The organism is Flavihumibacter sp. UBA7668, assembly GCF_002483205.1.
Lineage (GTDB): Bacteria > Bacteroidota > Bacteroidia > Chitinophagales > Chitinophagaceae > Flavihumibacter.
In genome coordinates this window covers 782,277-801,499 of the sequence record NZ_DLHM01000005.1, presented here as the reverse complement: position 1 = coordinate 801,499, position 19,223 = coordinate 782,277, and the positions used below count along the sequence as shown (strand labels likewise).

General features: G+C 42.5%; 18 protein-coding genes. 14 read left to right on the top strand and 4 right to left on the bottom strand.

The window, feature by feature from the left end:
• The first annotated feature begins 56 nt into the window (after nucleotides 1–56).
• The 4 genes from B2746_RS15505 to nudK all read left to right on the top strand — a co-directional run bounded on the left by B2746_RS15505 (nucleotide 57) and on the right by nudK (nucleotide 3,906).
• Nucleotides 57–1,208, top strand: a complete 1,152-nt coding sequence (locus B2746_RS15505) for a serine hydrolase domain-containing protein (RefSeq protein WP_290795703.1) — start codon at nucleotides 57–59, stop codon at nucleotides 1,206–1,208.
• A 99-nt stretch (nucleotides 1,209–1,307) separates the two neighbouring features.
• Entirely contained in the window at nucleotides 1,308–2,168 is an 861-nt protein-coding gene (locus B2746_RS15500) for an alpha/beta fold hydrolase (protein ID WP_290795701.1), read from the top strand.
• A complete protein-coding gene (bla, locus tag B2746_RS15495; protein ID WP_290795699.1) occupies nucleotides 2,131–3,309 on the top strand; it encodes a subclass B1 metallo-beta-lactamase in 1,179 nt (392 codons plus the stop codon). Before B2746_RS15500 ends, bla begins: the two co-directional genes overlap by 38 nt.
• A gap of 18 nt (nucleotides 3,310–3,327) precedes the next feature.
• Entirely contained in the window at nucleotides 3,328–3,906 is a 579-nt protein-coding gene (gene nudK / locus B2746_RS15490) for a GDP-mannose pyrophosphatase NudK (protein ID WP_290795697.1), read from the top strand.
• Here the strand turns inward: nudK and B2746_RS15485 are convergent.
• A complete protein-coding gene (locus tag B2746_RS15485) occupies nucleotides 3,903–5,054 on the bottom strand; it encodes a hypothetical protein (protein ID WP_290795694.1) in 1,152 nt (383 codons plus the stop codon). The genes nudK and B2746_RS15485 overlap by 4 nt on opposite strands.
• Nucleotides 5,055–5,124: 70 nt before the next feature.
• Between B2746_RS15485 and B2746_RS15480 the strand changes: the two genes are divergently transcribed.
• Entirely contained in the window at nucleotides 5,125–5,943 is an 819-nt protein-coding gene (locus B2746_RS15480) for an alpha/beta hydrolase (RefSeq protein WP_290795692.1), read from the top strand.
• A gap of 44 nt (nucleotides 5,944–5,987) precedes the next feature.
• Here B2746_RS15480 and B2746_RS15475 read toward each other — a convergent pair whose 3' ends face one another.
• Nucleotides 5,988–6,932: a hydrogen peroxide-inducible genes activator gene (locus B2746_RS15475; protein WP_290795690.1), complete on the bottom strand. Its 945-nt coding sequence runs from the start codon at nucleotides 6,930–6,932 to the stop codon at nucleotides 5,988–5,990.
• 51 nt (nucleotides 6,933–6,983) lie between these two features.
• Between B2746_RS15475 and B2746_RS15470 the strand changes: the two genes are divergently transcribed.
• Both B2746_RS15470 and B2746_RS15465 read left to right on the top strand, forming a co-directional pair.
• Nucleotides 6,984–7,124, top strand: a complete 141-nt coding sequence (locus tag B2746_RS15470; RefSeq protein ID WP_290795688.1) for a hypothetical protein — start codon at nucleotides 6,984–6,986, stop codon at nucleotides 7,122–7,124.
• On the top strand, nucleotides 7,124–7,822 hold the full coding sequence (locus B2746_RS15465) for a copper resistance protein NlpE (protein ID WP_290795686.1): 699 nt from the start codon (nucleotides 7,124–7,126) through the stop codon (nucleotides 7,820–7,822). The genes B2746_RS15470 and B2746_RS15465 overlap by 1 nt, the downstream gene beginning before the upstream one ends.
• On the opposite strand, the gene B2746_RS15460 is transcribed toward B2746_RS15465, so the two are convergent.
• Entirely contained in the window at nucleotides 7,823–8,734 is a 912-nt protein-coding gene (locus B2746_RS15460; protein WP_290795684.1) for a S66 peptidase family protein, read from the bottom strand.
• A gap of 117 nt (nucleotides 8,735–8,851) precedes the next feature.
• Between B2746_RS15460 and B2746_RS15455 the strand changes: the two genes are divergently transcribed.
• The 5 genes from B2746_RS15455 to B2746_RS15435 are packed head-to-tail and all read left to right on the top strand — an operon-like array spanning nucleotide 8,852 to nucleotide 14,488.
• Nucleotides 8,852–10,156 carry a voltage-gated chloride channel family protein gene (locus tag B2746_RS15455; RefSeq protein ID WP_290795682.1) on the top strand — a complete coding sequence of 435 codons (1,305 nt, stop codon included), beginning with the start codon at nucleotides 8,852–8,854 and terminating at the stop codon, nucleotides 10,154–10,156.
• A 50-nt stretch (nucleotides 10,157–10,206) separates the two neighbouring features.
• A complete protein-coding gene (locus tag B2746_RS15450) occupies nucleotides 10,207–13,083 on the top strand; it encodes a TonB-dependent receptor (RefSeq protein WP_290795681.1) in 2,877 nt (958 codons plus the stop codon).
• 45 nt (nucleotides 13,084–13,128) lie between these two features.
• Nucleotides 13,129–13,707, top strand: a complete 579-nt coding sequence (locus tag B2746_RS15445; RefSeq protein ID WP_290795679.1) for an RNA polymerase sigma factor — start codon at nucleotides 13,129–13,131, stop codon at nucleotides 13,705–13,707.
• Entirely contained in the window at nucleotides 13,700–14,029 is a 330-nt protein-coding gene (locus B2746_RS15440) for a hypothetical protein (RefSeq protein ID WP_290795676.1), read from the top strand. Before B2746_RS15445 ends, B2746_RS15440 begins: the two co-directional genes overlap by 8 nt.
• A gap of 6 nt (nucleotides 14,030–14,035) precedes the next feature.
• Nucleotides 14,036–14,488, top strand: a complete 453-nt coding sequence (locus B2746_RS15435) for a Spy/CpxP family protein refolding chaperone (protein ID WP_290795675.1) — start codon at nucleotides 14,036–14,038, stop codon at nucleotides 14,486–14,488.
• Here B2746_RS15435 and map read toward each other — a convergent pair.
• The gene (gene map / locus B2746_RS15430; RefSeq protein WP_290795673.1) at nucleotides 14,485–15,243 is read right to left on the bottom strand and encodes a type I methionyl aminopeptidase; all 759 of its coding nucleotides are present in this window, start codon (nucleotides 15,241–15,243) and stop codon (nucleotides 14,485–14,487) included. The two genes, B2746_RS15435 and map, sit on opposite strands and share 4 nt — an antisense overlap.
• Nucleotides 15,244–15,343: 100 nt before the next feature.
• Between map and B2746_RS15425 the strand changes: the two genes are divergently transcribed.
• Nucleotides 15,344–16,546: a DUF4421 family protein gene (locus B2746_RS15425; protein WP_290795671.1), complete on the top strand. Its 1,203-nt coding sequence runs from the start codon at nucleotides 15,344–15,346 to the stop codon at nucleotides 16,544–16,546.
• 212 nt (nucleotides 16,547–16,758) lie between these two features.
• The gene (locus tag B2746_RS15420; RefSeq protein WP_290795669.1) at nucleotides 16,759–19,026 is read left to right on the top strand and encodes a mechanosensitive ion channel domain-containing protein; all 2,268 of its coding nucleotides are present in this window, start codon (nucleotides 16,759–16,761) and stop codon (nucleotides 19,024–19,026) included.
• The last annotated feature ends 197 nt before the right edge of the window (nucleotides 19,027–19,223 follow it).

Here is a 19,223-nt window from a genome sequence, read left to right as displayed (position 1 = left end):
TTTTTTTTCAGCGTTAATAATAAAAGCCAAAAACGAAAGCGTTGTATATTGCTGCAATGAAATCGTATTATAAAAATTTCAGTTGGTTGCTGCTGGTCGGAGTCTTTCTTGTTGAATCTGCCATCGCGCAGCAACCCTATTATCCGGATAGCAGTTGGGAACGCAAACCTGCAAAAGGGGTAGGTATGAATCAGGTTTTGCTGGACAGTGCAGTAAAACTGGCTATTGCTTCCGAGATTGATATTGACAAAGACCTGCGTATTGCATCCTATAAAACGTATCAGCGGGAACCCGGCTATGAGATTCTTGGTCCCACTAAGGAAAGGGGAAAACCAGCCGGCCTTGTGATCCGAAATGGTTATATCGTAGCATCCTGGGGCGATATTGAACGGGTGGATATGACGTTTAGTGTTACGAAAAGTTATCTGTCTACCATTGCCGGACTCGCCATTGACAAAGGATTAATCAAATCTGTAAAGGATAAGGTGAATCAATATGTGTGGGACGGCAGTTTTGAGGGTCCTCATAACAGCAAAATCACCTGGGAACATTTATTAAACCAGAGCTCGGACTGGTCGGGTGAATTATTTAATCAATATGACTGGGCTGATCGTCCGCCAAAAGAAGGAACCATTGATGACTGGAGAAACCGAAAACTGAATGAACCCGGAACCTTTTACAAGTATAATGATATCAGGGTAAATCTGCTGGCCTATTCTCTATTGCAGGTTTGGAGAAAACCTTTGCCGCAGGTATTGAAGGATGAAATTCAGGACCCTATTGGTGCGTCTACCACCTGGCGTTGGTTTGGATACAAAAACTCCTGGGTCAACATGGACGGACTGCAGGTGCAGTCGGTAAGTGGGGGCGGCCATTTTGGAGGCGGAATTTTCATTCATACCCTTGATCAGGCAAGGTATGGTTTGCTGTTTTTGCGCAAAGGAAAATGGAAAAATAAACAGCTTTTATCAGAAGCCTGGATTAAGGAAGCGCTGGCACCTTCTGCACCCAATAAAGCCTATGGATATCTATGGTGGAACAACAGTGATCAATCATTGAAAGGAGCGCCCACTCATTTATATTATGCGGCAGGATATGGCGGGAATTATATTATCGTAGACTATAAAAATGATTTGGTAGTAGTAACCCGATGGACCAATCAGCAGATTGGTGAAATCATGCGACTGATAACAGCGGCCTGTGAATAAATGATCGCCATTTACAATCTGTCTTCGCCGTTGCTGTAGTATATTGTGCCCGGTTATTGAAAGAAACAGAAATTTCCGACCCTGAAAGATTAATCCAAGATGAAAATCCAAGATGGCATTATTGAACGTGATGGCTTTAAGCTTAGTTACCGGATAGAAGGAACCGGAGAACCTGTGCTTGTTATTGGAAGCACCCTTTTTTATCAGCGATGGTTTTCTCCGAAACTAAAAGAAAACCTTCAACTCATTTATCTTGATCACCGAGGTTTTACGCCTCCACCTGAAAGCAGTGGAACTACTGAAGATTTGTATTCATTGGATCGGATAACTGATGATATGGAGGCTTTGCGTTTATACCTTGGTTTGGAAAAATGGTGGGTAGCCGGGCATAGCGGACATGGATATATGGCGTTTGAATATGCAAAAAAATACAATGATCAGGTATATGGACTTATCTTGATTGCCATGAGTCCGTCTTTGTCAACAGAAAACCACGCGATAGCTGATCTTCATTTTGACACTCTGGCTGAGCCTGAACGAATTCTCCAATTCCAGAAAAACATGGAAGAATTACCGGCACTTATTGAAGCCGGTCCGGATCAGTCATTCCTTTTATATAATCTGGCACTGGCACCAAAAAGCTGGAGGAATAGTGAAACTGATGTACGGTTTTTTTGGAATGGTGTTTATACAAATATGCCCGCCATCGATTATTTATGGGGCATCGTTTTCAGAGACATTGAAATAACCAAGGAGTTGGAAGATTTTTATACCCCGGTTTGGCTGGCATTGGGGAAATATGATTTTGTTGCAGGTCCTCGTGAACAATGGACAGCCATCAGCAAACAATTTCCGGACCTGACCATTGAATTATTTGAAGAAAGTGCACATAACCCTCCATATGAAGAAGCAGAACTATTTAATGAAAAATTACTTGCCTGGATGGACCTGTACAAATAAGCGCATACTTATTTGTCTGTTACTGCTGGCAGGCAATTTCGCCAGCGCGCAAACCAGGTCCTATAAATCAGCCCGGTTGGAACTGGTTCCCATCAATCCATCACTGTATGTACATGTATCTTACCTGAACACCAATGAATGGGGCAAGGTGGGCTGTAATGGAATGGTTTATATCAACAAGGATTCTGCGTATATTTTTGACACGCCTGCATCCGATACTGCCAGCCAGGAATTAATAAGGGTGCTGCAGAAAAAGTGGAAGCTCAAAATCAAAGGTGTAATCGTTAATCATTACCACAATGATTGTTTAGCCGGATTAACTGTGTTTCATAAAGCGGGTATTAGTTCTTATGCCTCGGAGTTGACTATCAAGACAGCGAAACAGGAGAATCTTCCTGTTCCGCAATATGGATTTACTGATAAGCAGATTTTAAAACTTGGTAATCAGGAAATCATCAATCAGTATTTTGGTGAGGCGCATACGAAGGATAATATCGTGAGTTATATTCCTGAATTCAATGCCTTGTTTGGAGGCTGTATGGTAAAAGCCATTGATGCCGGATTTGGTCATGTGGGTGATGCCAACATTGCTGCATGGGCAAATACAATCCGGGCGGTTCAGGCCGGTTTTCCTGCCTTCAAAGTAGTGGTGCCGGGACATGGAGATTATGGCGATGGAAGACTGCTTGATTTTACCGCCCGTCTATTTGCATTGCCTGTAACGGAATCGAATGCTTCAGCACCTGTTACTGATCAGGAATTATTCAATACCATTCATGCAATGGACAGCGCTTTTTTTGATGCATTCAATCGTCGCGACCTGGAAACAACTATGTCTTTTTTTTCACCGGATATCGAATTTTATCATGATAAAGGAGGAAAGGATGATTACAAAATAACCAGAGAGAAGCTCAACACCTTATTTACCAATAATGCAAGCAATGGTTTTCGACGTGATCTGATTGCGGGCAGTATGGAAGTATTTCCAATTCCAGGCTTTGGTGCCATTCAGGTGAACCGCCATCAGTTTTGCCATATTGAAAACAAAAAGATGGATTGCGGAACATTTAAAAATATTATGGTTTGGAATAAAACCGGGGATCAATGGAAAATTACCCGTGTGCTGAGTTTTGACCATTAAACAATCAACTATCACCATATGCATCATTCGCCTGCTGTGAAGATTCATTCTATTGAAATCTTATCAGACAACTGGTATGTTTTAAGAAAAGTCCATTTCGATTATCAGTTAAAAAACGGTAACTGGCAGCGGCAGGATCGCGAAGCCTATGACAGGGGGAATGGTGCGGTGATCTTATTATACAATCAGGAAAGCCGGACAATTGTATTGACCCGCCAGTTCAGGATGCCTACTTATATAAATGGCAATCCCGATGGTATGCTGATAGAAGCCTGTGCGGGATTATTGGATCAGGATCAACCGGCTGATGCCATCAGGCGAGAAACAGAAGAAGAAACCGGTTTTCGGTTAAAGGATGTGACCCGGGTATTTGATGCTTATATGTCGCCCGGATCAGTAACTGAAAAGCTTTACTTTTTTATTGCGGCTTACGACCATAACATGAAAATTGCAGATGGCGGCGGCATTGATCAGGAAGAAATTGAAGTGCTGGAAATTCCAATTGAAGACGCATTTCAAATGATTGATACAGGTGAAATTCAGGACGGCAAAACCATCCTGTTGATTCAGCATCTCCGACTTAAAGGTATTCTTTAACCTCCTGTTCCCTGCTTCGGTGCAGGCCTTTGTGCCGGCCTGGTTGCAGGACGTGTTACGGGCCTTGTAACAGGAGGCTTTTGTGGTGTTGGTCTGGTTACCGGACGTTGCGGAGTAGGCCTTGTAACGGGTCTTTCAGGACTTGGTCTTGTCGGAGCTGGTCTGGTGGGGCTCGGTCTGGATGGTGTTGGCCTTGCAATTGCTCCGTTGTTAGCTCCTGGTCTCGTTGGGGTGGGTCTTGGAGCAGGCCGATTAATGCCTGGTTTCAACACCGGCCTTTCGGGATGTTGTTTGGTGTACATCGCCATGCCATCTCTCCTCAATTCAGGTCTTGAATAGGTAGTTTTGTAATATCCCGATCTGCGTCTGTTGGTAACGGTTATAGATACTGTTCGGCGATTACTGTAATAAAAACCATTCCAGTGCGGATAGTGGTGGTAATAACTTCTTCGGTAAAATCCATAATAATGGTGATACCAGTTATAGTGATAGCCATAATACTGGTGCCAGTACCAGGGGCGCCATGGGCTCCACCAACCCGGATAATAACCCCAATGCCAGGGTGAACGCCAAACAACATAGGTGGGCTGATACATATACACCACTACCGGCCAGGTGGCGATTTCAGTACGAGGTATGGTATTGGCCACAATTACCTTATCGTCAATTTTTTGCGTTTTCCCTGTATAACCCGGATTGGGTCGACCGGAACCGCTTTCCGTCATATTCGGCTCAATGATATAATCCTTCCCATAAAGGTTTTCATCACCCGTTAACTGAATCTGCACTTCGCCGTTTTTTATTTTCTCCACGGTAAATACGGCTATATCCTGGTTTTCCTTTTCATTCAGCGCAACCCTTAAAATAATCAGATGTACATCACCATCCACTTCATCCACCACAGTTATGTAATCAATTTTATCATCTCCATCCAAATCGAGGTTGTTGATCCGGTTTTCTTCTTCATTTAATTTCTTCTCGAAAATTTCAAGGGTTTCCGATTCCTGAAAAATTTTCATCACCGAAAATAGATTCAGGTTATCTCCAGGTAAGCCTAATTTTCCCTCATCGGATTCGGTTTGGGAACTTGCAGAAACAGCGCAAAGCAAGAGGAGTACCACCGGAATTGAATACCATCTGCCTTTCATATATTAATATTTACACATTCAATTTAGCATTAATTTGTTTATGGCGTTCCGGCTTTCTTATTTTTGCGCAATGAAATGGATGAGGTGGTTAAAATTAGCAGTATTACTGTATGCAGGAATTGGAATAGCCGTGTATTATCTGCAGGATTATTTTCTCTTTCATCCGGAGCCACTCACCAAATCAAGTCCCTATCAGTTTGATCAGCCTTTCAAGGAATTGAATATCCCCATAGATGCCGCATCCAACCTGAATATCATCCGTTTTTTACCTTCATCAGACAGTAGTTATAAGTCGAAGGGCGCTGTATTATATTTCCATGGAAATAAAAAAAACATACGGCATTATGCCGCCTATGCAAAACAGTTTACAAGCCGGGGATACGAAGTGTGGATGCCGGATTATCCTGGTTTTGGGAAAAGCACGGGTGAGCTTACAGAAGAGCGTATACATTCATTTGCTGTACAAACCTATAAGCTGGCAAGAACCCGCTTTAGTTCCGACAGTCTGGTACTATATGGAAAAAGTATGGGCACCGGAATTGCAGCGCGACTGGCAACAGCATCTGTCAATAAAATACTGATCCTTGAAACGCCTTATTATAGTATTCATTCACTTTTTCAACGGTACCTGCCCATCTATCCGATAAGCAGAATGATTAAAATGGAATTTCCGACCTACCGTTATATTCCAATGGTGAAAGCGCCGATCCTGATTTTTCAGGGAACTGATGATGGTGTTGTTCCCTATTCTAATGCGGTTCGATTAGAGCCCTTATTAAAACCAGCCGACAAGTTCATTCGGATTGAAGATGGCAGTCACAATGATCTTACCAAATATCCGCTTTATCAGAAAACCCTGGATTCAGTTCTTCAAACAAACCAATACTAACCGCCCATTCTATGAATAAAACGGTTCTTAAGTGGCTTAAGGGATCAATTCTCCGACACAGGAATAATATTTTTTGGCTTATTCTTTCTGATTTTATCAGGGATACAACTAATTATACAATCGCGCAAAGCCAGCAATAGTTTTTGTTTTACAAATGTTTTGCTGGTAATCAGGCTGACTTCCCTCATCGGTGACGGTGAGCGGAAATGACGTAACATCCGTTGCTGTGTAGCATTCAGGTCATAAGTGGCCAATTCAGGAAGGATGGTTATACCTCTGTTAGTCTCCACCATTTTTTTTAGGGTCTCCAGACTTCCAGCTTCGTATTCAAAGAGGAGCAGATCTTTATGCGCCTGTTGTAATTCACATAAATTCAGCATCTGATCGCGAAAGCAATGTCCCTCTTCCAATAACCAGAGTTCATGCACGTCAATATCATTGGCAAGCATATAAGTTTTTTTATACGCTGCATTTTTTTTCGAAACATAGGCTACCATTTCTTCATAAAAAAGAGGATGTTCATTTAACCCTTTATTTTGAAGGGGGGTTACAGCAAGGGCCATATCGAGATGACCTTTCAGAACTGCATCCAGCAGATTATCCGTTGTCATTTCTTTCACCTTTAGTTGGAGTTCAGGATATTTTTCCAAAAATGAAGGGAGAAAAAGTGGCAATAAATACGGTGCCAGAGTGGGGATAATACCCAAACGGAGTTCGCCATGGATGAGTCCCTGTTTCTCTCTAATCACATCCTCCAACAACTTGACCTCCCGCTGTACTCTGCGCGCATGTTCCAAAACCAGTTCTCCCATTGGAGTAGGCACAACGGGTTGGCGACTTCTGTCAAAAAACTTAAAGCCCATCTCTTCTTCCAGTTTCTGAATCTGCATGCTCAGCGTAGGCTGGGTTACATAACAATGGGAAGCGGCCGTAGCGAAATGACGGTATTCATCCACTGCCAGAATATATTCCAGTTGAGTCAGGGTCATAATATAGAAATTATCTATCCAACTATAAAATTAATCAATCTGAATAATCAGATGAAATGCTTAATTTATGGGTTGAATGCACCACCCTATCTGCCAGTGCTTCGGTTTAGTCACTGGTTGGTAGTAAGCACGATAAAGCCACCTGCCTATGCGGGTGGCTTTTTTCAGTATATTGAGCCAAAATCCAGCTAATGCTTCGTAAACTGCTTTTAGCAACCCTCACCTATGGTTGTTTTGCCTGCAACGATGGAATAGAAGTAACCACGGATATCACGGTACCGGAAACCAAACTGGCCATTTCATTAAATGAATTAGCCGGCTATTATACGGATACCTTACCATGTGCCAGCTGTGAGGGTATTCTAACCGGATTAGCCATACTGGATGACAGCACCTATTTTCTGACGGAGCTATATCTGTCCGAACAAGCAATTCCCTTTGGGAGGATTGGAAAATATAGCAGAGAAGGAGATCAGCTTTTGTTGCAATTTGAATCAGACAGTGTAATCCGTTTTAAAATTCTGGAAGACCGGATACTGCAACTGGATAATGACGGAACCGAGATTGTGTCCGGATTGGATTATAGCCTGGATAAAGCAACCCTTCCTGCAAATCTATTAAGCCTGCCATTTATTGCCAGCGGGTTATTCAAAATGGAAGCTAAAAAAGCAAATTTTCAACTCTGCGGTCAGGAGCAGGCCTGGGGTGTTCTGGATGACAAGGGGCTTAAAGATGCAGAGCGAAATTTAATAAAGCAGAAAGCTGAACTGGCCAAGGGCATATACCTAAGAGCGGCTATTGAACTTCAGCCATCAACTGACAGTACCGGCACCACTTATCAGGTTAAACTCAATAAAATCAATGACCTGTTGGCCGGTGGATGCAATTGATTAATCCGTTTCCTCCAACAACACCTCATCAAGACTTATTTTCAACCTGAATTTTGCGCCAACTTTTAAAGCAAAATTCTCCTTTTCATGGCTGACGGGAAAACCATAACAAACCGGATAATCGGCATCCTTCAGGACATACCGCAGGATTTCTTCAACTGTTTGACCGAATGGCCGGTCCGTATCCTTATTTTGCGTAAAGCCTCCGAGAACCAATCCGGCAAGTCCATCCAGCATCCCCGATCTTTTCAGCTGATGAAACATACGGTCAATATTATACAGCTGTTCCCCTACATCCTCCAGGAATAGAATTCTTCCTTTAGTTTTATAAGAAGACGGCGTTCCAATTAGATGAGCAACCAAACTTAAATTGCCTCCCACCAGGCGGCCAATTGCAGAACCCAGCCTGTTAAAACTATGAGGTGGTGTTGAATATAGGGCCTTCTTACCCAACAATGCAACCCTGAGCGATTGGACATATTTATTTTCATCACCCCCATCATTAAACGCAGCTGCCATGGGGGCATGCAGACTGGCAACTTTATATACCCGATTCAAATGCGCAAGCAACACGGTAATATCACTGAAACCAGCGATCCATTTTGGTGAGCGCAGAAATTTTTTAAAATCTAGCTGATCAATGATTCGGCCCATTCCATATCCGCCTCTTCCGCAGACAATCGCTTTTATTTTTTCATCATCCAGCATACCCTGTAAATCCTTCAGGCGCTCCTCATCTGTTCCGGAAAAATAGGTTGCGGAACTACTATTCATCGTAGCTCCCAATTGCACCTGAAAGCCCCAGTCCTGCAGTTTTTGTGCACAGGTTTGCCATTTTTCAGGAGCCATAAATCCAGCGGGACAAACAAGTCCGATTGTATCGCCTTTTTTAAGGTAAGGAGGTAGAATCATATCAATTGATTTCCGGTTAGCGAAAGGGCTCAAATATAATTCACTCTATGGATATGCCAGGGAAATTGCGTTATATTCGGAGCAAACTTTGATTATGACCGTCTAGACGAACACCGCATGAAGAAACGTTTTGCATCATTCGAACAAATAGGCATCACCTGGTTTCTTATACGCTGGACCCTTCTGGCCATTCCCCTGGCCATCCTGATAGGAAGCCTTGTTGCATTTTTTCTCTGGTCGCTGGATGAATTAACACTGGTGCGATTAAAGTACCCCTGGCTACTGGCGTTTTTACCGGCAGCAGGTGTATTGATATATTTTCTATATGATCTTGCCGGAAAACGAACTGAAAAAGGCAATAATCTTATTCTGGATGAAATTCATGAACCAGGGGCCGGGGTTCCACTAAGACTGGCTCCACTGGTATTAATTGCAACCTTAATCACCCATTTATTTGGTGGATCAGCCGGAAGAGAAGGAACAGCCGTACAGATGGGAGGCAGTATTGCAGACTCCCTGGCCAAACCATTCAAACTGGATAGCCAGGATCGCAAGACCCTGCTCTTATGCGGAATGGCCGCCGGTTTTGGCGCAGTTTTCGGAACCCCTGTAACCGGGGCCTTATTTGCCCTGGAAGTATTGCTACTGGGACAGATCCTTCATACCGCACTCCTGCCCTGCCTGATAGCAAGTTTTCTGGCAGATATTACCTGTCAGTTCCTGGGTGTTGGGCATGTTAGCTATACCATTGTGCCGGTAAACATGCGGATCACGGATATAACCAACTGGTTGCCATCGGGGCTGCTTTTAGCCAAGGTAATAGTATTGGGATTGGCAGCCGGACTGGTAAGTGCCTGCTTCAGCAAACTGACGAACCAGATAAAAAACATGGCTACTCTTCTATTGGGAAGGGCCTGGCTGATTCCCATGGTTGGCGGAATCCTGATTATTGGACTGAGCATAATCCCCGGCAATTCCGATTACCTGGGATTGGGCGTTTGGAATGCAGACCCCTCAGTTGTAACCATAAGCTCTGCCTTCAGCATGGGTGGATCAGATGATTTCAGCTTTGCCTGGAAATTATTATTTACGGCAATAACCATTGGCATGGGTTTTAAAGGTGGCGAAGTTACTCCCCTCTTTTTTATAGGTGCTACATTGGGAAACACCCTGGCTATTTTTTTGGGTGCTCCTATTGACCTGATGGCCGGACTGGGCTTTATTGCAGTATTTGCAGCTGCCACCAATACGCCCATTGCCTGCACAATTATGGGAATTGAGCTGTTCGGAGGAGATCATTTTCTGTTTTATGCAATCGCTTGTTTTACTGCATATTATTTCAGCGGACATACCGGCATATACAGTTCACAGCGCATGTTGGAGCCCAAAACTGGAAAAGCATTGAAAAAAATCGAAGAATAACCGTAGGATTTTTGCAACTGCGACGTCTAATACTTCACAGACCTATTAATATGAAGTATTTTCTCGGACTCGTTTTAGCCCTCGGATTAGGAAGCACGGTGTTTGCGCAAAACCGCATTACCGGTAAAATTGAAGACAGCACCGCCAAAGCTCCGCTTACAGGGGCAACTGTGCAAATTCGTAATACCAATTTCAGCAGGAATGCAGTTACAGACAAAACAGGTGGTTTTAGTCTGGCTGAAGTACCCAATGGATCCTACAAAATTTATGTATCCTTTGTAGGTTTTGCAGCTTATGAAAAGCTGGTGACACTGCAGGGAGGTGAAACCAACCTGGGTACCATCCGCTTAGGAAAAGGAGATAAAGCACTGGAAGAAGTTATCGTAAAAGCAACAACTCCTCCTGCACAGCAAAAAGGCGATACCGTACAATTTAATGCCAGCCAGTTTAAGGTGAATCCAGATGCCAATGTGGAAGACCTGGTTAAAAAAATGCCCGGTGTTTCTATTGAAAACGGACAGGTAAAGGCACAGGGGGAGCAGGTTCGTAAAGTAACCGTGGATGGCCGTGAATTTTTTGGGGATGATGCTACTGCAGCACTTCGTAACCTGCCAGCCGATGTGGTAGACAAAATTCAGGTATTTGACCGTTTGAGCGATCAGGCACAGCTAACCGGTTTTGATGACGGGCAGGGATATAAAGCCATCAATATAGTAACAAGAGAAGACAGAAGAGCCGGACAGTTTGGACGGATTTATGGAGGTTATGGAACGGATAGTCGTTACCAGGCAGGTGGTGCAGTAAATTTTTTCAAAAAAGAAAGAAGGGTCTCCATTGTAGGACTTTTCAATAATATCAATCAACAGAATTTCTCCAGTTCCGATATGCTTGGGCTTTCCGGAGGTGGTAGTGGCCGGGGTGGTGGTGCAGGCCGTGGCGGTGGAGGAAACTTCCAGGTGCAGGGCGCCAATGGAATCACCAAAACCAATGCGATAGGTGTTAATTTCAGTGATCTATGGGGCAAAAACTTTAATGTAAGTGGCAGTTATTTCTTTAATAATTCCAATAATGAAAACAATTCCAGTTCCAACAGGGAACAATTTATTACTCCAGACAGCAGCTCTTTATATAGAGAAGAATCGCTGAGTGAGAATAAGAACACCAACCATCGCATTAATATGCGAATGGAATATAAAATCGACTCCAATAATACACTCCTGATTATTCCAAGCTTCAGTTATCAGCAAAATGATATCCAGAACAATATTCTTGGAATACAGCGCCAGCAAAATCAGGAACTGATCAGCGAAACGGAGAACCGGAACAGAACCACCGGCAGTGGGTACAATTTTAATAACACTTTCTTATATCGCCATTCCTTTGGCAAAAAAGGAAGATCGGTCTCGGTTGGATTAACAACTGGTTTTAATGACCGGAACAGCCAGAAGGATGTTACGGCAATTTCTACTTTTTACAAAGGTGGAGTCATCAATAACGACTCGCTGCTTCAGCAGCAATTGTCTGACACTAAGAGCCAATCCATATCAGCTAATATTTCCTATACCGAACCCATTGGTAAAAGAGGACAATTGCAATTTAACTACAACCCTTCCTTCTCTAAAAATGATGCAGATCAACGTACCTTGGGTTTTGATAATAGTACCGACAAATTCAGCATACTGGATACCAGTTTATCCAATGTCTTTATAAATGAAATTACAACGCATCGCGGAGGTATCACTTATCGGATCGGAGATCGAAATATGAACCTTAATATCGGAATTGATGCCCAGCATACAACCCTTGATAACAATCAGACCTATCCGCAGACCGGCAATCTGAAGAAAACATTCAGCAATCTCCTTCCGAATGCTTTTTTCAGAAAAAAAATCGGCGACAAAAGTAATATCCGAATTTTTTACAGGAGCAGTACCAACAACCCATCTGTGAATCAACTGCAGAATGTAATCAACAATACCAATCAGTTATTTATGAATACGGGTAATCCGGAACTGGAACAATCGGTCGCAAACAGGCTGGGTGGCCGCTATACCTATACCAATAGTCGGAAAGGCAATAGCTTTTTCATTAATTTCTTCATGAACCAGGCAGACGATTATATCACCAATGCCACTTATACCGCATTTGAGGATTCAGTGCTAACACCGACCGTTACTCTAAGAAAAGGTGCTCAGTTATCCAAACCCGTTAACCTGAATGGATATTGGTCAACGAATACAATGTTCACCTATTCCTTTCCATTTAAGGCCATCAAATCAAACCTGACCTTTAATGTGGGAGGTAATTTTTCCAAGACACCGGGCATTATCAACAATATTTCAAACATCGCAAAAAATACTACCTGGAATGGTGGCATGATCATCGCAAGTAACATCAGTGAGTATGTAGATTTCAACCTGAATTATAATGCGAATTACAGTACGGTAAAGAATAGTTTTCAGCAATCTCTCAATAACAATTATTTCAGTCAGTCGGCCGGATTAGGTCTGAACCTGTTGAGCAAAAACGGATGGATTTTTAACACCGATATCAATAACCAGTTATACCGTGGATTAACGGCGGCTTTCAATCAGAATTTCTGGCTGTGGAATATGGGGATTGGTAAAAAATTCCTGAAAGACCAAAAAGGTGAATTAAGACTCTCCGTATTTGATTTATTGAAACAGAACAGAAGTATCAGCAGAACCGTTGCAGCCAACTATATTGAAGACAACCAGACGCAGGTACTGACCCAGTATTTTATGCTGACCTTTTCCTATAGAATCAAGAATTTTGGAAAAGCTCCGGCACCACAGCGTCGCCAGGGTCCCTGGGGACCAGGTGGTGGATTTGGCGGTCCGGGTGGCCCTCCGGGAGCCTATCTTGGCAATACCGGCATGGGAGGATTTGGCGATTCTATGAATTAACCAGTAAATTGGGATCAAAAGCAGCAAGCAAGAAACCATCAGAGTGTGACTGATCCCCGATTTATAGAGCGGCTCCGGCAGGGAGAAGAAGCGGCTTTCTGCCAGTTGGTGGAGGACTGGAAAGACAGGATCTACAATACGGCACTCGGGCTTGTACAGCAGGAACAGGATGCAGAGGATATAACCCAGGAAGTATTTATTATTGCCTGGAAAACGATCCACCGGTTCAGGGAGGAATCCAGCATTCAGACCTGGTTGTATAAAATAGCCGTGCATCAGTCGCTGGATGCGATCCGAAAAAAGAAACGAAAGAAACGGTTTGGTTGGATGACGCCCATTTTAGGTTCGGACGAAAATGGAGAATCAGACCCGGGAGACTTTATTCATCCCGGTGTTCAAATGGAAAAAAAACAGGAAGCGCAGGTTTTGTTCAGGGCTATAAAAAAGTTACCGGAACAACAACAGGTGGCCTACAGTTTGCAGAAGATAGAAGGATTGGCTTTGAAGGAAATTGCACAGGTGATGGAAACGACAGACGGAGCAGTGGAAGCATTATTAAACAGGGCAAAATCCAACCTCCAAAAAACATTGACCAACTATTACCAAACACACAAACATGAATAGAAAAAAAGAGATACAGGAGAAGGTGGAGCAGGCACTCCGAAGCCTGGATGGACTGGAAAGTGCCAGTGCCAATCCGCATCTGTATACCCGGATCAGAGTGAAGCTTGATCAGGAAAGAACAGCATGGAGCTGGCTGGCAAATTTTCTTTCAAAGCCAATGGTAGCTATTGGATTGGTTGCGGTGGTGATTCTTTTAAATATTCTGACTATTACCAGCAATAATTCCAGTGCAGATGAGCTGAACGATCAGTTGGTAACACTGGCGCAGGATTACAGTTTCCAGCCCTCCAATATTCTGGAGAATGGAATTAATCAACCCTGATTGAGTATGCAAAACAAAACGCTCATTATTGTCATTGCCGTCCTTTTAATCAGCAACCTGGTTTTACTGGGCGTATATTTTTTTGGCAAAGAAGATAAAAGAAAAGGTTCGGGTAAAAATGAATGGTCGCCGGTTGAGTATATGGCAAAAGAAATAGGATTTGACAGTACTCAAAAAAACCAGTTCCGCGATTTATGGGAAACGGTTAATAAAAAGAACCGGGAAATGTATGATTCCATCCGTTCGAACAGAGAAGCCTTGTACCGGAACATGAAACTGGAGCCCCAGCCCGATTCACTCATTGAGGAAATTGCAACAAAAATGGCCGGATATGAAAAGCAGGTAAGTTTAAATAATTACCAGCATTTCAGAAGAGTGAGAGCCATCTGCAATGACACCCAGCAGGTAAAGCTTGACACAGTAATCAGTCGCCTGGCGAAGCGGGGAAAACGCCGCTAAATGTCATTGGCAGCAGTTAATATTAAGGGTGCTTTTTCTGTAATTACAATGGTATGTTCATGCTGGGCAACAAAACTTTCATCACCGGTTACCAGGGTCCAGCCATCATTTAATTCTTTTGCATTTCTCGCACCGGTTGAGATAAAGGTTTCAACAGCTATCACCATATTTTTTTTGAAGCGGTCACGGTTATAGGGATCAAAAAAATTAGCGATGGAATGCGGATATTCATGAAGACTCCTGCCTATTCCGTGTCCCGTGAGGTTTCGGATTACCTTATACCCTTCTTTCTTTGCAGACAACTCAATAAAACGACCTAATTCAGCCACTTTCATTCCGGGCTTAATATAATGAATGGCATTCAACAGAATGCTACGTGATGCATTCACCAATTTTGCATGACCGGATACATCTTCACCCAAAACGAAAGAGCCGCCATTATCAGACCAGTATCCATTTAATTCTGCAGATACATCAATATTAACCAGGTCTCCGGCTGCCAGCATTTTATCCTTCCTTGGAATACCATGTGCCACTTCATGATTTACACTGATACAGGTATTTCCCGGAAAACCATAGGTTTTACTTGGTGCGGGATTGGCTCCGAAACTTTCTAACAGGCTTCCACCATAGTCATCCAGTTCCTTACAACTCATACCCGGACGGGCGTATTCTCTCATTTTTTTGAGGGTAATGGCAACAGCAGAACTGGCTGCCTGCATTCCAATTAAATCGCTAGCTGAACTTATAGACATTCTACAAAGATAATAAAGACAAAATTGAGGCTGAATTAAATCACATAACGTATTATTGTAAGACGTTAAGGCAGCTGAAGTATAACATCAAATCAGCCAAATGTCTTTCGTTCGATTTACATCTTATTTATGGGCAGCAGGACTTATTCTGCTATTCTCCCTCTGCCTTCATGCGCAGGATACTCGTTCAATTAAGCTTGGCAGTAAACAGCAGTATATAGAAACCATGAGTGATTTTATTACGCTTAAACTAGCACTAACCAGTGATTTGGAAACCTTTTCCGTGTATTCCGGAGATATAAGATATCAGATCAATCCCAATGCTGCAACGATAACAACAATAAGCATTAACTATTCATTTATTTCCGCCACCTTTCGGTTTACACCCCGGTTTTTTCCCAATAATTCAGACACTGACGAAAAAGGCAAAACCAAGAGTCTGGGTTTTGGACTGAACCTCTATTTGGATCATTGGCTGCAGGAGTTATCCTATGGCCGTACCAAAGGATACTACCTCGATAATACCAGTGATTTTACACCGGGTTGGCAGGAAGGTGACCTCTATATACAATTCCCCAACCTGTTGTACAAAGGTTTTCAGGGAACAACCGGCTATAAGTGCAACCGGAATTTTTCCTTAAATGCAATATCTACCCAATCAGAACGCCAACTAAAAAGTGCCGGCAGTTTCATTCCTCAAATTCATTATCGATACTATCTGACGGATGACCGCACCCGATTGGAAACGCCTAACCAATCTTCACAGAAAGCCCGCAATCTGGAATTACTGGCAGGTGCAGGTTACTATCATAATTTTATAATGAAGAAGAATTTCAATGTAGCACTCGGGCTAACTCCGGCCGCCGGATTTTTGTTTATGAATTTTACAACAAGAAACGCAAACAATTCAACAATCAACAGCCGTCAGCGTGACCTGATCGTTCGGGTAGATGCCAGGGCAGGCTTGGGATACAATGGCGAACGAATTTTTGGAGGCTTTTACACAAGCGCCTTTACATCTTCTTACGAACAGGAAAATTCGCATGTTATAAACGGGAATTCCCGAATATTTTTTAAACTATTTTTAGGTTACCGCATATCAGCACTATCAATCGTAAAAGAAAAACAAAGCAATATAAGCAGCCGGATTACCAATAAAGGCGCACAAACCAGCATTACATCCGGTAACGCCAATACCACCTTTTCGCGCAAATACAATGATAAAATAATCAATATAAAAGCAATGAAAAAACTACCCGGCCAGTTGTTTCCACTAATACCCAAAATTTCGAAACAAGTCTGAATTTATGCATCTATAATGATAAGGGCACTAGAGTATATAGCCAGGAATAACGATCTTTCTGGAACACACAGGATGCCTACAAATCAACTTTGGAATACCTGCTTAAAAGATGCCCGCTTTATTCGAAGTAATTAAAAATGAATCAATTTTTTATATTGCATTTATCAATAATTAAAAAACAGACCAGAATAGCTGTCGGCATATTAGTAATAATGGCTGTCAGCTTTTCTGCATTTTCACAAACGGCCGACAGCCAGCGTCAAAAAAAAGACACTAATCAGATTCCGGTTCCTTTTGTTCAACAGATTCAGGAAATAGGAAGAAAGGAGGCACAAAACAGTATTGCTAAGTTTGAAAAAAGCAAAATTGACCTGCGCAAGCGAGCTCTTTTGGAATCTATTCGACTTGAAATGCAAAGAGCCGGTTTGTTTATAAAGCAATCGCTCGATACATCCCATATTGTCCATGATCTAAACCGAAGTAAGTCTTCTTTTGAACTTGTTGTTGATGGTGTTTTTAAAAACCAGGGAACTCACCATACCCAGCGAAATTTGGCAGTTTCAGATGCCATCCTGGAACAGATTTCATTGAGCCTGGAGAAACACAGGGAAACACTCGACAACTACTTTACTACCCTATCAGGTTTCCGTTTTCGAATAGATTCTCTATCCAGTGATTCCATCGTTTATGTTTTCCCATCAGATTCGCTGGAAGTAATCAATTATTTCAAGACAATGATTTCCATTATGAAGGAAGTTGGACCGTTGGACACCTTAACAACAAAATCGGTAGCGGATGTTCAACGCCTGTTGCAGGATGTTGACCTCTTTTTGTACGAAGTTCATACAGCCAGAAACGAAATTGAAAAGCTCAACAATGATTTAGCCATCCATCTGGGAAACCGGGAATTTCCCAACCTATGGGAAAAGCCAAAGAACAAACGACCAATCACAGAAATTATAAAAATATCCAGAAAAAAAGAACTGCTAGCTTTTCAATTTTACCTTACTGACAATAAAGGCAGGCTATCCTTATTTTTATTTCTGTTAGGTACAGTATCTTTCTTTCTGCACTCTCTCAAACACCGGCTAAAAACAGAAAATACATTACAGCCGAATTTTGATGGACAATTGGTGGTTCGCTTCCCTATAATTGGTGCTTTTATAATTACCAGCTCTGTTTTCCAATTTATTTTTCTTGATCCGCCCTTTATATTCAGTTTTTTCCTCTGGGTTCTTTCTGCCATTAGTCTTTCCATTTTATTCTACCGGTATATTACCGGATTCTGGATGCGCTTCTGGCTGATTATGGTTTTTGTATTCTTTCTTGCGGGATTAAGCAATATGTTCTTACAGGCATCCCGCATAGAGCGCTGGGTAATGCTGGCTATGCAGGTATTCGGATTTGTATATGGGACCTACATTCTCCAAAACAGCCATCGTACCGTTCTAAGGGAGAAAAAAATTCTGTATTTCGTTGGAATATTTACATTTATAGCCTTGCTCTCCGCTTTATTTAATCTATTTGGCAGATATAATTTGTCAAAAACATTTTTAATAATCGGATACACGGGATTAATAATTGCCATTCTGTTTTTATGGACCGTTCGGCTCGTAAATGAAGGACTCAGTATTGCCTCTCAAATTTATCAACACCCCGATAAAAAATTATTTTACATCAACTTTGAAAAAGTTGGTGATAAAGCACCATCGATTTTTTATGTTTTCCTGATTGTTGGATGGGGCATTTTAATGGGCAGACATTTTTATGCTTTCAGGAAGATTGCAGTACCGCTCAATAATTTTCTAAACGAAGAGCGAAAACTGGGTGATTACAGTTTCAGTATTAATGGCATATTTATTTTTGCCTTAATCCTGATCTGCTCCTTATTTCTTTCCAGACTGATTTCCTATTTCGCTGCAGAACCTGATCCCACCCACACCAGTTCCTCAAGAAAAGGAAAGGTGGAGGTAGGTAGCTGGTTATTGCTGATACGAATCATTATAATTAGTTCCGGATTATTTCTGGCAATTGCTGCTGCCGGCATTCCTTTGGACAGAATCACGCTCATTATCGGAGCGCTTGGCGTAGGAATTGGATTAGGTTTGCAATCACTGGTAAATAATCTGGTAAGCGGACTGATCATTGCATTTGAAAAACCGGTAAATGTAGGTGATATTATAGAAGTGGATGGGAAAACCGGCACCATGAAATCAATCGGATTCCGATCCAGTGTGGTGCTTACTTCAGATGGGGCCAGTTTAATTATTCCAAACGGCGACCTGCTGAGCCAACATCTGGTGAATTGGACCATGAGCAGAAACAGAAAGCGAATCAGCCTGGTAATTAGTGTTGCTTATGGCACTGATCTGACAAACGCGCAGGATATTATTTATTCCATTCTGAGAACTGATAACAGAATCGCCCTTGCACCACCTGCAGTTGTACTGGCCCGTGATTTCGCAGCAAGCAGTATTTAACTGGAGTTATTTTTCTGGTTGAATGATTTACGTTCTGCAGGAGAGGTAAAAAGCCACATAATTCAGCAGATTGATTTGCAATTCAAAGAGGCCGGGATCCATATTCCGGTTCCACTACAGGAAATCCTGTTACGAACTCCCCCGCCTGTTTCCCAGGCTGCTCGATACCAGTAATGAACCCTATCCGAGCTTTGCTT